We start from the raw sequence: 16,280 nt of genomic DNA on the forward strand, positions 1-16,280 counted from the left end.
ATCTGAGGATTTTAAGGCTTTATTCGGCTCGAATGGGTAAGCTCAAGGTCAAAGTTGTACTTCCGGATTGCTGGTCTAACTCGATTTTGGCATTTAGCTCGATCGCGAATCTTCTCAGCAACGCCAACCGCAAACTCGAAACATTCTGCTGGCGTTGAGAGACACCCTCCTCGGCTTGGCAGCTTGCCGACAGATGCAGTGCGGTTTCAGTTGCGGAAGTCTGCAGTTGGATCACTAATGCAGGATTGGCATGATGTAAGTGCGCCAACATCTGCGACAAGATTTTCTCCAACGTCGGTAAGTGAACCCAAATATTCGGAAGCATTTCTGAAGCGGGAACAAGCTGCACGGCAATTCCCGTTTGGCTGGCAAACCGATCGAGCACGATCGCGAGCCAATTTTGCAAATGAATCTCACTCATCGGCAGAGTATTGTTCGTAGCAGATGCAGTTTGAAACACCAGCAAATCGGTCACGAGATTATAACTTTCATGCCATTCTTGCTGGAGAATTTTCAAGTACTGTTCGAGTCGTTGATGCTGAGGATTGGGATTTTCTAGATTTTGCCCTTGTTCGACCATGCGCTGCATCAACTCGATCGCCATCCGCATATTCGTCAAAGGAGTGCGCAACTCGTGAGAAAGCGCCTCGATAAAGTCATCTTGCAGCGTTTTTAAATGCTCTAATTCCCGCACTTTTGCTTGGGCGGTTCGAGTTTGCTGTTCGGTTTGATACGCTTGGACAACTTGAGTAACAATCTCGCCGATCAAATCAGCTTTGTAATCTGTCCACAAAGTTCCTTCGGGTAAAACGAGTCCAATCTCGCCGATCGCAGTTGGCTTACCTTGAATCGGGCAGACGATCAAAGGATTCGTCGTGGCATAAACTGGAGGAATCACTTCAGGCGGTGGGCAAACCCAGCACTGCTGTCTGAACAGTTGCAAGTAAAACGCAGGAAATTCTGCAATCTCGATCGTCTCTTGCAGCCGTGAGCGCACATCGGTCTCTTGCAGATTAAATTCGCCAATGATCGTTGCCACAGTTGCGGCAGAATCGTAGAACGCGATCCAACCTCGCTCGGCTTTGAGAATGGTAACCACTTCTTGCAGCATCCATTGCAGAAAATCGCTGCGCTCTGTGTGGCACTGCTCCAGAAGATGCCGTCGCAATCGATCTGCCGCGATCGAGAAATGCAGTTGCTCCGTGCGAGATTTTAACTGCTGTGTCAGCAAACTCTGGGTTGCTTCTAAAATCTGCCGCTGGGCATCAAGTTTCGATTCGCGTTGGCGACGATCGCTCATATCTTGAAACACCATAACGCCACCGATAATCGCTCCATCTCGATCCCGAATCGGGGAGGCACTATCGCCAACGGGTCGTTCCGTTCCATCTCGCGATCGTAGAGCAGCACGACTCGGTAAGGTGATCGTATCACCCCGACACAGCGCTGCCAAAATCGGATTGTCGATCGCTTCACCTGTCTCTTCATGCACTAAGTTTAAAACACGACCTGCAAATTCCCCCAGGGCTTGTTCTTGTGTCCATCCTGTAAAAAATTCCGCCGCAGGATTCATAAAGGTAATAAATCCATCGACATCGGTCGCAATCGTTGCATCTCCGATACTGACTAAAGTTGTAGCATACCAGCGCTGAGTTGCTTTGATTGCCGCTTCCAAGCGATACCGCTGTAAAGCAACCTGAATCGCTAAATGTAGATCTGCGTCTTTGAAGGGCTTGACGAGATATCCAAAAGGAGAAGTCTTCATCGCATATCCGAGCGTCTGTTCATCAGAATGTGCGGTCAGAAAGACAACAGGAACATTCAGTTTCAGATAGAGTTCTTCGGCAGCGTATACCCCATCATTTTTTCCTTGTAAACAGATGTCCATTAACACCAGATCTGGGTGATGGGATCTGGCAATATCGATCGCTTGGCGAGCAGTTGTAGCGATCGCAATGACTTCATGACCCAAGCTCTGCAACGCTTCTTGCACATGCCAAGCCACTACGCTTTCATCTTCCACAACGAGAATTCTTGCTGCTTTCAATGTTCCACTCGCTCACTAAATTCCCATCATTGTAGGCTGTGGCGCATTTATTTCAGCAAATATTTAAGCCGCATTAAATTCTACTTTAAATCGGGTTTTCTGAGCATTTTCAACGCTAAGTTGTCCATCAATTTGATTGACAAGAGCATTCACAAGTCGCAGACCCATTGAACGAATTTTTTGCAATTGGAAACTTTCAGGTAGATTATTTCCGCTATTTTCTACCATTAGAAAAACTTGAGAAGAATGGGTTTCGAGTTTGACCGCCACCTCTCCGGTTTCCTCACCATTAAACCCATGCTTTAAGGCATTCGTCATCAGTTCATTCAGAATTAAACCGCAAGGAATCGCTTTTTCTAAGCTGACGATCACATCAGGATCGACTTGAACGATGAGATGAATTTCTTCAGGCTGCGTCCGGTAAGCATTAAATAGGCTCGATGTCAGGGTTTGCACATATTCAGAAAGATTAACTCGCGCAAAATCTTGAGACCGATACAAACTATCATGCACTAACGCCATTGAGCTAATTCGACTTTGGCTATCTTCAAAGATTTGTCGTACTTCTGGATCTTCGATGCGCTGTGCCTGCAAGTAAATCAAGCTGGAGATAATTTGAAGATTATTTTTGACCCGATGATGAATTTCTTTGAGTAGCGCTTCTTTCTCTCGTAGAGAGAGTTTGATTTGTTCTTCTGCTAATTTCTGTGCAGTAATATCTTCGATCGTTCCAAGATGTCCCTGTACGGTTCCGGCATCTGAAAAAGTGGGCGTGGTGCGAACCGAGAGCCAACACGTCTCTTTTTGTGGCGTGATCACTCTAAACTGATTTGTGTAGGGAATGCCCTTGGAAATTGCCTCTGTCCAAGCCAAGAGAACGCGATCGCAATCTTCAGGATGCAGAAAATCGCACCAGCCTTCTCCTAGCTTTTCTTCTAGCATGTAGCCGATCATTTCTTGGCAACGGGGATTGATGTAGGTACATCGTCCTTGCGCATCCGTGCTAAAGATGCCAAAAGGCAGACAAGTACTCAGGGTTGACCATTGTTCTTCAATGGTTCGCGAGATGTCTAGCGCGACAGGATTCGGCTCAACCAATGTATCCAACTGCGTCAAAATCTTGGTCAGCGATCGCTCAATCAACGGCTGATTTGCGTTGGAAACTGTATCTAAATAGTGCTGAAATTCTTGAATCTGTTGCTTGAAAGCTTGCACACGAGCTTCCAATTCAAGACCATGAGCCGCCATCTCGTCTAGTCCTACGTGAAGTCCAAAGTCTACAGCAAACTTTATCAATAATTTATTGCGTTTTCTGAAAAAGTTTTCGACTTTGGAATTCACTCAGGTTATACATGCATCGAGTTCGGAAGAATACGGCTCAGAATCACATAAAGAATTGCTGCTGAAATCACACCATTGATCGGTGCAACGCCCACTCCGGCTAAACCTGAGAAGTATGCGATCGCAGATGCAACGATGTAAGCAATGATGCCTGCCCAGTTAAAAGCTGGCAGTTGAGTATCGAGCGATGGAAATCTGCTGCCTCGACACAACCAGTAGTCTGCCATGATAATGCCGCCCACTGGAGGAATGACGGTTCCCAGAAAGAGCAGAAATGGAATTATTTTTCCATAGATGCCCCCTAATGCTAGGGCTAAAGCAAGAGTTGAGCCACCGAGAACAAACGCCGTGCGCTTTGAGGTGCGAAAAAAGTTACTTCCAGCGATCGAGAAGGCATAAATCGTGTTGTCTTGCGTTGTCCAAACATTCAGAATCAGCAAGACTAAGCCCCCAAGCAATAGCCCTTGTTTTGCCATCGCTTCAATTAAGTCGTTTGTGCCATAGACTAAGGTGCAGAATGCGCCTGTAAAGATGAGGAGTCCATTGATAAAGAAAAATGCAGCCCATGTACTCCAAACTGCATTCTTCGTTGAATCTGCGAATCGACTCCAGTTTGTTGCTTGGGTTCCACCTGAAATAAACGTGGCGATTACAATTGCGATCGCTTCATTCATCCCGAGCGACTTTGTGGGAGCTAGCGCAAATAAATCACCTGCATCCCGGAATCCCAGGGTCAAACTGAGCGCAATCAGCATCAACATCGCTGGCACTGCTAAGCGGCTCAGCCAATCCATTGCCGTATAGCCCATATACGCTGTGATACAGAAGGCATAGGTAAAAAAGATAATCCCTAGCCATTCCCAAGTCGGAGGTAAGTTCAGGAGTTTGAGTAATGCCTGTGCAATAAAGGCATTCGTCACTGCATACCAACCAATTTGAGTAAAGCCGAGGATGAAATCGACCCACCGTGACCCAATTGCTCCAAAGCTAAATCTCGCCATTAAGACGGTACTCAGACCACTTTTTGATGCAATATATGCCAATGCAGCACAATATGCACCCAGTACTGCATTCCCAATCAGCATGACCCAGATCATGTCTGCAAAGCGCAGAGAAGATCCTAATGTTCCTCCCGCCAGCAAAGTCGTTGAAGTGAGGGCGAATCCCATTAACAAGGGTGCTAGCGACCAGATAGGCTTACGATCGCTCAGGGGAACAGCAGCAAGCGGATAGTCCTGGCTTGCCTGAGTGCGATCGGCAACCTGTGATTCACCAAGAAGACTCATAGGAAAATTGCCTAGTAATTGATGCTGCTATTGTTCAATTGTTTTATGTTTTGGATAGTATTCTGGACTACGCTTAGCAAATTGGGGAGTGGAGGATTGGAACAGTAAGCTGTAGGATGCCATTGATCTCAAGTCTGGTTCTGCTGATTCCCATGACCTCAATGGAATGAACTAGAGGATGCTAGAACCTAGATTTGTTCGGCTCGATCGTCCAACACAGCGATCGATCACTTTCCGAAAGTGCAGAGTTCGTTGCCAAATACTCTTGTACCCAGCGACAAGCCGCAATCTCAGGATCAGTCTGTAACACTTGATTGAGATTCCACAAAATCACCGTATTATCGTTACTTGCAGACGCTAACAAGCCACCATCCGGATGAAACGCAACACTCCGAACTCCCTCCGTATGAGCGCTTAATGTTGCAATTAGAGCACCCTCTACCTTCCAAAGCCGCACGGTTTTATCCAGACTGGCAGAAGCAATAATCTTGCCATCGGGATTGAAAGCAAGACCGAGCACATTATCCTGATGCCCTTCTAAAGTCCGAATCAACGTTCCATCAAATCGCCACAGCTTAATGGTGCGATCGCTACTTCCTGTCGCAATCAGCGAATCCGAAAACGCGATCGCGCTAATATCTCCCTCATGCCCGACTAAGGTCGATCGCAATCTTCCACTCTTGACTTGCCACAACTTGACCGTTCCCTCAGCACCCGCTGTGGCAACCATCTGCTGATCGCGACTAAATGCCACCTTTTGAATCGGAGCTTCGTGAGCCTTCAGCGATCGCACCAACTTGCCATTCTTCTGCCAAATTCGCAGGTGCTTATCCTGTCCCCCTGCCGCGATCAAATCCCCTTTTGGACTATAAGCAATACTCTGAATCCCCTCTGCCGACGGTGTTAAAAGCGGCGCGCTCACTGTGCGATCCAAGCGCCAACGCTGCAAGGAGCCGCTTAAACCAGCCGATAGCACCTCTTCTCCATTCGGACTAAATTTCGCATCATATTTCCAGGCAAAATTCCGCACCAACTCTCGGATCAAACTGCCCCCCGGTGACCAAAGTTTAATCGACCGATCCTTACTCGCCGTCACAAGTTGCTGCCCATCGGGGCTAAATTCAACTTGATTCACATCGCTGGTATGCCCCTCTAACCGAGTCAGCAATCCATTGGCAATTCGCCAAAGCCGAGCCGTTTTATCGGCACTCCCTGTCAGGATCGAATCTCCATTCGGGCGGAATGCCACACTCCAAATCGTCTGCTCATGTCCCCGTAATGTTCTGAGCAAAATGCCATCGCGCCGCCACAATTTCAGAGCTTTATCAAATCCGACCGTCGCGATCGTTTGCCCATCTGGACTCCAAGCCAAACTCGTCAACCCATCACTCTGCGTCTGAATGGTGCGAATCAATTTTCCATCTCGTGTCCAGATTCGCATCGTATCGTCGAGGCTAACAGAGGCGAATTCTTCACCCTCTGGACTAAACGCAATGCTCAGCACTGGATCGCGATGTCCAGTCAGAGTTTTCAGTAATACCCCGTCTCTTGTCCAAAGTTTAATCGTTTGGTCATTACTCGCCGTGACCAGCCTTTCTCCATCTTGGCTGAACGCAACCGCATTCACGCCACTCTGATGCCCCATCAGCGTGCGAATCAAGGCTCCAGATCGTGTCCAGAGTTTAACCGTATGATCGGCACTTGCTGTCGCTAACACTGAACTATCTGGACTAAAAGCGACGCTTTGCACACTGCCATGATGCCCGAGCAATCGATCGACTTGCCACCCATCATGGCTCCATAATCTCACGGCATTGTCTGCGCTTCCCGTTGCAATCAGCTTGCCATCAGGGCTAAACGTCGCCGCTATAATGCCGCCTCTATGTCCTTTTAAGGTTGCCACTGGCGCACCATCGGTATGCCAAAGTCGGATCGTTTGATCCTCAGAACAGGTCGCAAAAAAATCTCCATCGGGACTAAAAGCGACACAGCGAACGCTGCCCGTATGAGCAGAAAATCGGTTCGACTCTGCGGCTGTATAAACGGCTTGTCGCAACACGCGATCGACTTCTCTGAGGGTAGTTTGATCCTGTAAGTTCAGAGCGTTGACTTTCTCACGCGCCCGCAATGCGACGACCATTGCATCTAACCCTTTGCCCATCATATAAAGCAGTTCGGCGTTACTGGTCAGGGTATTCACTTCGTTGCGCGAGGCTCTGCGATATTGCAAAAAAGCAACCGTTCCGAGCATCACTGAAGTCAAAAGTCCAGCGCTCAGGAGTGCGAGCAGTCGTCGCTGGAGTCGTGTGTTACGGTGTTCGAGCTGTAGACGGGCAGCGATCTCTTGAGCGCGATCGACTTCGAGACTGCGCCGCAACCGTTCTTCCTGAAAGGCTTGGCTCGCGGTCAGAAACCGATAATCTTCATCACTTAAACGCTTTCCGGTTGACCATTCTTTGGCATCAATCAAGGCTTGTCCATGCAACAACCGCGATGTATCCAGATACATGGATTGCTTCCACTGATTCAAAGCTTCTGAATAAGGACGCAGTTTGGCGAACTGACGGTCGATCCAGTTTGAATTAAAGACTGCCTCGTAAATTGGATTTTTGATGCGTAAATATCCATCTACTTTTTCTACTAATCCAGACAGCGTGAGGGCAATTTGCTCAGAACGATGATCGATCGCAATGCCTTGATGCCGCTGCTGAAACAGGGGATAGTCTTCCGTGTGGGGGATTTTTGGAGACTGTAAGATTTGCTGATATAGCTCAAGCAATCGCCCGGTTTGATCTTCGTTGCTCAAGAGGCGATCGCGAATCGTTCTTAAATGCTCAGGGCGATCCTGCGCTTCCCAATTCTCGATCACGCGCAGATGAAACAAATGCTCTAACGTGAGTTCTGAAATGTGGATCGGCTGAGCCACTTCGATCGCAAATGGATCGTGGTCTGTGACCTCTCGAACGACTAAATCGCACAGCTTTTGAGTCAGAAAAGGCTGTCCCCCCGTCCAGTTCAGAATATGTCGCAACACGGATTCTGGATTTTTTGCAACCCGGCTCAGTCCATCCAGCAATGGCGTTGCTTCTGCAAATTGAAACCCACTTAACTCGATCGCGCGCCCAATATTAAACGGTGTACGTTGTTTATTACTGATCAAATCTGCGGGGGTCGTCACTCCTAAGAGCGCAAAACTTAAGCGATTAAAAGCGGGCTTTTCCGATCGCTGGTCATAGCACGCCCGAATCAAGGCAAAAAAATCATCTGCCGGAAACTTCAGTGCCAGCACACTGTCGATCTCATCAATAAAAATCACAATGTTCTGCTGTACTTGCTTCAGTAACACCTCTTCAAACAAGAGTTCCAGCCGATTGACAAATGTGAGATGTGCTCGATCGCGCCACCACTGACCAAACTGAATCTGCAAATTAAAACTGCTGACAATCGAAGCCGCGATCGAGGCGTACCACTGTTCAGCACTCACCTGCTGCACTCCGATTCCGGTCATATCAACTGTACAGCACGCGATCCCTGCTTCTCGTAGTCGCTGCATCGATCGCACCCGCAGACTCGATTTGCCCATCTGTCGAGAATTGAACACATAGCAGAACTCTCCTGCTAAGAGCGCTTCATATAAGTCTTGGTCGGCTTGCCGTTGCACATAACAGGCTGAATCTGGAGGCAAACTGCCCCCGACTTGATAGCGCAAATTGAGAAGTTGAAGAGTCACGTTGTCGTGAGTGCTTGCTGAAAGTACGTCCGATACAGTTGGCAACTGGGCTGAATCATCGGGTCTTTGATCTTGACCAATCCCTTACTCTGCAATTTAAATGCCAGAATCGGCTCCAATTCAACCGCACTATCTGCCAAAACGATGCGCTTAAAGGCTGACATTAACTCTGGATACTTTTGTAAATCCCACAGTAAATTGCGCAGATGATTGGCATAAACGCCATCGCTCGTCGCAGCAGATTCGAGCAGTTCGTTAAGGCTGACAACCTGAGTACTGAGATGATGCAGTCCGACTTGTACCAGATAAGGATTGCCCCCAGTCAGGTTTAAGAGCGCTGCGGCGGTTTCTTCTGCCTGCTCGATTCCGTAGCGTTGAGCTAAATCAATCACATTTTCAAGCGTTAAGGTTGGAAGTTCGATCGCTAAACCGGCATTGAATGGAGATTGATTCAAGTTGAGCGGCACATAAACTTCGGTCGAATGCACCAGTACTAATCGCAGTTTCTGCCAAAGCTCGCTTTTCGCATCGCCGTAGCGCGATTTTTCATACCAAGCCCGTAACATCCCAAAGAAATCGGTGGCAATTTCTGGATGGTCAAACACCGCATCTACTTCATCGAGAGCCAGCACGATCGGGGCATTAATTTCTGCTAGCACGTAACTTTCAAAATAGTTCGTGCAGTTGTAGCTGTTCCCAAACAGATCATCCCAGTAGCGATCGAGCTGATTCGGCAGTCCCAAATTCTGCGTAACGATCGCACAAAACCACTGCAAAAACCGCTTCAAGTCCTGGAAAACCGACGCATCTGCCAACTGTAAACTCGTAATCGTAGTGAGAAACTGCTGTTGCTCTCTCAATTGAGTCAGTGTTCTTGCCGTTAGAGAAGTCTTCCCCATCTGCCGCGGGGCGCGAATCCGAACCAGTGCTCCAGGTTTGAGCAAAGACTCGTAGCAAATATTCTCGATCGGCGGACGATAGACGTAAAATGGTGAATCGACGGGAAGCTGTCCACTCAGTAGAATATGCTGGCGGTTACTGAGCGTTGCAGTTTCCGAATCCGTGTAGTCATCCGGCGTGAGCAACAAGTCAAACGCCCGAAAATAGTTTTCTAAAGTCTGTTGATCGACTGCCACTTTGCGGCTGCGAACCCGTGCTAGCGTATTCGGACTCAGCGCAGTGCGTTCGCTCAGGTCTTGCAGGGTATAAGACTTGCCAAAATTATCTTGAGTGACGGATCTCTGCTCAGCAGCTTGAAGGCGCTGCCAGCCTCGGGTGCTGAGGATAATTCCGCGCTTTCGCTTCACGGGAGGTCGAGGGGGCTGAGAGTGTGACATGGAGAACAACTGTGACATAGATACAGAAACCATCAAGTGAGCACCATTAGCGTAACTGTTGAGTCAACTTGACGCTTTGAGATCAATTTGCGATTGATTAAACTCAGCATTATACGCTAACTGATTTTAATTGCAGCATTTTATCCGTAAGACTTCGGAGGAGTTGATGGCTTAAACTCGCAGCTAATTTGTGAAACTGATGCGACTTTTGTCTCAAGAGTGAGAGATTGCAACATATTACAGCGTGATTCTACGGTAAATCCGGTCTCAGTTGAAATTCGTAACGAATCCGTAGAATTTCGCATTTAAATCTCTAGACTTCAAGATATTCTCGCAATCAATCGCTGTCTCAGAAAAAATCACAAATTGTGTGTTTCAAAAGGGATTAAAGGCTCGATTGGCAATTTCTGAGGACTTGGCTGAGTTCTATGACCATACAGGATCATCTGAAGATTAAATTGGTTGCTTAAGTTGTGATCTTTAGTAGTCAATTCTGGCTTTCGGGGGCAAACTAATCCAGTAGTGTCTAGTGAACTCTACTTCAGCGGTTTCATCAGCAACCTAGCGATGAACTAGAGGTGCAGAATCAGAAATATTTCTGAGCAAAAGTCAAATTTACGCTTTAATTCTGCTAGAGCAAGACACAAATAGAGTGACAACTTTCCTGAATTTTGGTGTAAATGAGTTCTATGTTATGGGGTGCAAAAAGCGTGAGTACAGTATCAAACAGGACTGCCGTGTATCGAGTGGAGCAATGGTATCAATTACACTCTCTTGATTCAGATTACAAGATAGATTAGATTCAGGGCTTTAGGCTCAGTAGGTATTGCACTTCATTCAGTTCTTGCGGAGCAGTTGAGTAACTACCTAATTGTATGATTGCCTACTTAATCTCTTTTAATTCCTTTTTAAGAAAGTTGCCGCGATGGACTTTCCTTCCCATTGATGATTCGCCAGGCTGCTCTGACCCATGAAGACCATTCTGATAATTGAAGATGATGAGTTGATTCGGAACAATCTGTTAGAGATTTTAGAGTTTGAAGGATTTCGAGCGATCGAAGCAGAAAACGGTCGAATCGGGGTACAAAAAGCTCGGGCTTACCATCCCGATTTAGTGCTTTGTGATGTCTGTATGCCGGAGTTAGATGGCTACGGCGTGCTTGAAGAGCTTCGCTCAAATGTCCAAACTGCGACGATGCCCGTGATTTTTCTCACCGCCAAGAGTGATAAAAGTGATGTGCGGCAAGGTATGAATTCAGGCGCAGATGATTATCTCATCAAGCCTTGCTCGGTCAGTGAATTGCTGGGAGCAATTTCGTCCCGATTAAAGAAACAGGCTGTTCTCATCGAACGCTACACAGAGCAGCAACAGCAGGCGACAGCGGCAATTCGGCGGGGAGCGATGTTAGATCCACTGACGCATCTACCGACCCGTGGCTTGTTATATCAGCACTTGCATCATTTAATGTCTTCATTCGCGCAGTTCCCGGATTCACGAGGGATTGCAATTCTTTGCTTAAATTTGCAGCGATTTCACTTGATTAATTCGGGGTTCGGGCATATTGCGGGCGATATTGTGTTGCAGATGGTCGCAAATCGGCTGAGTAAAGTCGTACAGGCGAATGGATTTTTAGCTCGACTGAATGGAGACCAGTTTGGGATTGTCCTGAAAGATGTGGCACAAGAGGAGCTAGGTGAGTTTGCTCAACTGTTGCTCGATCGCGTGACGCTGCCCTGCATGATTGATGGACATGAGATTCGATTTCACGCCAATGTCGGCATGACTTGGACGGATCAGCCGCAGGGGACACCGCAAGATTTACTGACGCAGGCTGAAACCGCGCAGCATTGGTGTCAGCAGCCTGGGCTGAATCGCTATCGCCTCTATGATACCGAGTTGGATGCGTTAGAGGTCGAGCGGCGCTTAATCGAGATGGATTTGACCAAAGCGATCGAACGGGCGGAGTTCCAGGTTCATTATCAGCCGCAAGTCGATCTGCAAACGGGGCGAGTTGTCGGCATGGAATCACTAGTGCGGTGGCACCATCCGGTGCGAGGGGTTGTCTCTCCCGCCAAATTTATTCCGATCGCGGAAGAGTTGGGGTTAATTGTGCCGTTGGGCGAGTGGATTTTGACAACAGCATGTCAGCATGCGAAACGTTGGCAAATTCTGTGTATGCAGCCGCTGCGTGTCTCTGTGAATCTGTCGATGCGGCAGTTTCAGCAGCCGAATTTACCGCAGAGAGTTGAAGCAATTTTGGCAGAGACGGGACTTGATCCGAAGCTATTAACGTTGGAGTTGACCGAGAGCTGCGTGATGCACGATGTCGAAGCAACAATCTTGACGTTAAAAGCGTTGAAAAAGCTCGGAATTGAGATTTCGATCGATGATTTTGGTACAGGATATTCGTCGTTGAATCATCTGTATCAACTGCCGATCGATGCTTTAAAGATCGATCGCAGTTTCGTCAAACAGATTCGCGTCAGCGCAGGTGCGATCGCAATTTCCGATGCCATTATCAGCATGGCAAAAGGCTTAAAGCTGCATATCGTCGCTGAAGGCATTGAAGACAAGGAACAGCTCGCATTTTTCCGTAAACGGGGCTGTGATGCGATTCAAGGCTTTCTGTACAGCCCACCCATTTCAGCGATTGAAATGGAGGCGTTGCTCCTGTCCGATCGCCGTCTTCATTTTGCGAGCGCTTGAGGCACAAATCCTCGATCTGTGCCTTTGTTCTGACCTCAAGTCGGTTCGATTTCAAGGCTCAGAGGTCTGACCTGCAGGAATTTCTGCGAGTTGGATATCACTCGACATAATAATTGCCGAATGCGGCGATCGCAAAGAGACCAAAATGCTTTTAATCACGACTGCAATGGGGACAGCGACAACCACTCCTAGCAGTCCTCCGACGCGTGCGCCCATCAGGATTGAAATAAACACCCAGACCGGATTTAAGCCTGTAAAGCTACCCAAAATTCTTGGCATAATCAGATTTTCAATAATCTGCTGCACAATTAAAGATGCAATCAACACTTCAACGCCTAAGCCAATATCGCGCAGCGCGACTAGGAGTGACACGATCGCAATTCCCACCGATCCACCAAATGGAATCAGTGCCATTGTTCCAATGGACAATCCAAACAGCAATCCGAATGGAACGCGCAACGTCAGAAAGATGACTGTCAACACAAAGCCCATCGACGTCGAAGAAATCAACTGGCTAAAAAAGAAATTCTGAAAACTCAGCCGTAAGGTATTGCTAAACGGATCGCGAATCTGATGCGGCAGCCATTCCACCAAACTTTGCCAAAGTCGATCGCTGTGTTGAAGTAAATAAAACGTCAGCACCAACGTCAGCAGTAAATCTAGAAGGCTCGTCACCGTAATCACTGCCAGTCCTAAAATGTCACCCGCCAATCGTTGGAGTTGATTTTTTAGGGGTGCAGTAATTTGATCGGCTAAAACGTCCAAGCTAATTGGAAATCCAGCTTTTTCGATCTGATCGTTGAGCAGAATCAATTGTCGCTGACCGGAGTCGATCCAGTCAGGCAACCGGGTCACTAACTGTTGCGCTTGTTGTAGGGCGAGCGGAACAAGCGTGACGCCGATCGCGAGTAAGACCGAGATCGTAAACAGAAAGACGATTATTGCCGCTCGTCCTCGTGTGGTTCCATGCTGCTGCATATAACTGACGGGATAGTTCAGTAAAAACGTCAGCAAAGACGCACCCACAATGATCGCTAACAGCGAATGGAAATATCCAAAAATCGAGGAAATTGCCCAGGCATTGAGAACGAGTAAGGGAGCAAACGACGCGAATGCGATCGCTTTTGACACGGGGGACAACGCATCCCACCAAATCCACAGCTTATTGCGATGAAGCATGATGCATCAATGAACAACAGTTAAATCACGAGACGATTTTGGGCAGTCTCTAGTTATTATTATCGCGTTTTGATTCGTGGTACATCTTCCTTCCCTGTGATTTAACCGATGAAAGAATTTGATGATCTCCAACTTGACGAGATTGAACCGGATGCAATTCGGCACGTGCGGCTATTTTTCTACCTTGTTCCGATTTTTGGATTTTTTCCAGCAGTTTGGACGCTTTATCGTCACGCCGGAAGTCGGCAAGAACGCGCCTTGAGTCGATTTGTGATCAAAATGGCGATGGGCTGGCTGCTGCTCTATGGTTTGCTCGGAGCCAGTGCCATCAATGCAGACTCGATTCCCCTACCGTTGCTGCTGACTGCTAGTTTTATGACTTCAGGCTATTTCGGCTTGAATGTGTTGCTCATGGTACGGCTATGGCAGCGTAAGGTGATTGCTCTACCTCTGCTTGGAAAGGTTGGTCGCTTACTGTGACATTCCCAACCCTTTCCATTCTCGCGGGAAGGATCACCTAAGCCTGCGTCAAAATTTCGTAGCCTGTGCTAGTAACGGCGATCGTATGTTCACATTGCGCTGACAGTTTGCGATCCTTCGTCAAAGCTGTCCACTTGTCGGACATCACCTCAACTTCCCAAGTGCCCTCATTGATCATCGGCTCGATCGTAAACACCATTCCCGGTCTTAACTTTTTCCCAGTTCCCCGCTTCCCATAGTGAGGAATCTGCGGTGCGGTATGGAAAATATGGCTAATCCCGTGCCCGACAAAATCTTGCACGACTGAGAACCCTTGCGATTCTGCATACTCTTGAATCGCCGCTCCAATGTCGCCAATTCTTGCCCCAGGTTTCACTTCATCCATGCCTAACTGGCGGCACTTGTCGGTGACTTCAACCAACCGACGCGCCAAAGGAGAAGGTTCACCCACGAAATACATTTTCGACGTGTCTCCGTGATACCCATCCACAATCAGAGTGACATCGATATTAATAATGTCGCCATCCTTCAGAATCTGCTTGGCATTGGGAATCCCATGACAAACGACTTCGTTCACACTCGTACAAATCGATTTTGGAAACCCGTTATATCCCAGGGGCGCACTTTTTGCGCCATGTGCCTGTGTCCATCGTTCTGCCTCGTCATTGAGTTCTAGGGTACTCACCCCAGGCTTAACAAACGGCTCTAAATGCTGCAATAACTGCGCTGCAAGCTTCCCAGCCCGACGCATTTTCTCAATTTCGCGACTCGAAAGGAGGGTAATAACTTCTTGTTCCATGTCTGTGAAGAGTGTGGCTAAGCGTTTCCGATTGTAGACGTTTTTCGGAGGCTCTTACCGAAAGCGATCAACCCAACACTGCAATTGTTCCGAAAGTTCGATTCGGGTTCTCGTCTTGGTCGCAATACAAACGTGCCGCGTCAAAGCCTTCCCAACCGACTTTGAATCCTGCATCAACTGATATCGGATCTCAAATTCACTCGGTTTGAGCAGGTGAGGAGTTAATTCGATCGTAATGAGATCCCCACAAAACATCGGACTAAAAAAATCGACTTCAGCATGAACAATCGGCACGGCAATGTTTTGCCCAGAAAAGAACGATCGCACTGAAATCCCGCTGGCAGCTAATGATGCCTCGTAAGCCTCATGGCAAAGCGTCAACACATTGGCAAAGTAGACGACTCCGGCTGCATCAGTTTCGGAGAAATGAATGGTTCGATCGTAAGTAAATCCCATAAAGGCTGCATTGTAAAAGAGAAAATCAACTCAGACGGGAATTTCTATACGGTCTGAATTCCATCCAAAATCAAACGGTAGTCTGTTTTGCTCGCCTAGAAAACCCTTGAGCGTCTGTAATGAACGTTGGGAATGGGTATGAACTGCTAGGGAAATAAGAACCACAATTATGTCCCTTGTTTTTCCTAATCTCCCCACTCCCTACTCCCCACTCTCCTACCGCACATACCAGTAATAGGTCGCCATCGGAATAATCGTTGCTGCAATCAACAATCCAATCACCCAGGGAACCGCATTACTTTGCGCTGTTTCTTCGCGCGATGCAAACGTGCCTTCTGTCTTCACGTTATCTACGATTTCTGGAGGACCTGGATCAGGCTCACCAGATAACACTGCCACTAAACGATCGCTCACATCCAAAAATGCCTGATTATAGCGATCGCCCTTTTGCAGAGGAGCCTGCATTGTTTCCTGAGCCACGCTTTTCGCAACTTCATCCGACATCAAGGCTTTTACCTCTTCGCCGGTTGCGATCGCAGAATTATTCGTCAAACTGTCTAAAACCACGATCGTCTGAGTTGCACCCGCTTCAGGCGTAGGAAACCACTGTTGGAACAGCTTTGTGGTAAAACTCTCGATCGTCTCGTCATAATCGAGGCGGCGAATCGTCACAAAATGCACTTCCTGACCTGTTTTATCTGCCAGATCATTCAGGGTATCCGTCAGCTTTCCTTCATTAAAACGGCTAATAATGTCACCTAAATCGACCACTCGTGTCTCTTCAGAGACTGGCGGCACTTCATACAAACTGGTAGCGTAGGCAGGAGCCGCAGATAGCGAGGTGAATAAAACCATTGCTAGCAGCAACCCTCTCAAAAAAGAATGGAGGAGCTTTTTCATGATTGCGATTTTTTGTTT

General features: G+C 47.7%; 11 protein-coding genes. 2 read left to right on the forward strand and 9 right to left on the reverse strand.

Annotated features, from left to right (window positions below; translation table 11 throughout):
• Nucleotides 1-19: 19 nt before the first annotated feature.
• From LEPBO_RS40330 to LEPBO_RS0125270, 5 genes are all read right to left on the reverse strand, one after another.
• Nucleotides 20-2,047, reverse strand: a complete 2,028-nt coding sequence (locus LEPBO_RS40330; protein ID WP_017290378.1) for a response regulator — start codon at nt 2,045-2,047, stop codon at nt 20-22.
• 63 nt (nt 2,048-2,110) lie between these two features.
• Nucleotides 2,111-3,295: a sensor histidine kinase gene (locus LEPBO_RS0125255; protein WP_017290379.1), complete on the reverse strand. Its 1,185-nt coding sequence runs from the start codon at nt 3,293-3,295 to the stop codon at nt 2,111-2,113.
• A 98-nt stretch (nt 3,296-3,393) separates the two neighbouring features.
• Complete coding sequence (gene codB, locus LEPBO_RS0125260) at nt 3,394-4,674, reverse strand: cytosine permease (RefSeq protein WP_017290380.1); 1,281 nt, start codon at nt 4,672-4,674, stop codon at nt 3,394-3,396.
• Nucleotides 4,675-4,855: 181 nt separating this feature from the next.
• On the reverse strand, nt 4,856-8,404 hold the full coding sequence (locus LEPBO_RS0125265) for a WD40 domain-containing protein (protein WP_017290381.1): 3,549 nt from the start codon (nt 8,402-8,404) through the stop codon (nt 4,856-4,858).
• Nucleotides 8,401-9,711 (reverse strand): AAA-like domain-containing protein, encoded by a 1,311-nt coding sequence (locus LEPBO_RS0125270; RefSeq protein WP_197693239.1) that lies wholly within the window; start codon nt 9,709-9,711, stop codon nt 8,401-8,403. The genes LEPBO_RS0125265 and LEPBO_RS0125270 overlap by 4 nt, the downstream gene beginning before the upstream one ends.
• A gap of 1,000 nt (nt 9,712-10,711) precedes the next feature.
• Between LEPBO_RS0125270 and LEPBO_RS0125275 the strand changes: the two genes are divergently transcribed.
• Nucleotides 10,712-12,448 (forward strand): EAL domain-containing response regulator, encoded by a 1,737-nt coding sequence (locus LEPBO_RS0125275; RefSeq protein ID WP_017290383.1) that lies wholly within the window; start codon nt 10,712-10,714, stop codon nt 12,446-12,448.
• Between the two features lie 51 nt (nt 12,449-12,499).
• Here the strand turns inward: LEPBO_RS0125275 and LEPBO_RS0125280 are convergent, their stop codons facing one another.
• Nucleotides 12,500-13,627 carry an AI-2E family transporter gene (locus LEPBO_RS0125280; protein ID WP_017290384.1) on the reverse strand — a complete coding sequence of 376 codons (1,128 nt, stop codon included), beginning with the start codon at nt 13,625-13,627 and terminating at the stop codon, nt 12,500-12,502.
• Between the two features lie 108 nt (nt 13,628-13,735).
• Here LEPBO_RS0125280 and LEPBO_RS0125285 point away from each other — a divergent pair, with 108 nt between their 5' ends.
• Nucleotides 13,736-14,107, forward strand: a complete 372-nt coding sequence (locus tag LEPBO_RS0125285; RefSeq protein WP_017290385.1) for a hypothetical protein — start codon at nt 13,736-13,738, stop codon at nt 14,105-14,107.
• Between the two features lie 37 nt (nt 14,108-14,144).
• On the opposite strand, the gene map is transcribed toward LEPBO_RS0125285, so the two are convergent.
• The 3 genes from map to psb32 form a co-directional block, all read right to left on the reverse strand.
• Nucleotides 14,145-14,906 carry a type I methionyl aminopeptidase gene (gene map / locus LEPBO_RS0125290; RefSeq protein WP_017290386.1) on the reverse strand — a complete coding sequence of 254 codons (762 nt, stop codon included), beginning with the start codon at nt 14,904-14,906 and terminating at the stop codon, nt 14,145-14,147.
• A gap of 54 nt (nt 14,907-14,960) precedes the next feature.
• Nucleotides 14,961-15,362, reverse strand: a complete 402-nt coding sequence (locus LEPBO_RS0125295) for an acyl-CoA thioesterase (protein ID WP_017290387.1) — start codon at nt 15,360-15,362, stop codon at nt 14,961-14,963.
• Between the two features lie 216 nt (nt 15,363-15,578).
• Nucleotides 15,579-16,217 carry a photosystem II repair protein Psb32 gene (gene psb32 / locus LEPBO_RS0125300; RefSeq protein ID WP_263970837.1) on the reverse strand — a complete coding sequence of 213 codons (639 nt, stop codon included), beginning with the start codon at nt 16,215-16,217 and terminating at the stop codon, nt 15,579-15,581.
• Between the last annotated feature and the right edge of the window lie 63 nt (nt 16,218-16,280).

The organism is Leptolyngbya boryana PCC 6306 (assembly GCF_000353285.1).
Taxonomy (GTDB): Bacteria; Cyanobacteriota; Cyanobacteriia; order Leptolyngbyales; family Leptolyngbyaceae; genus Leptolyngbya; species Leptolyngbya boryana.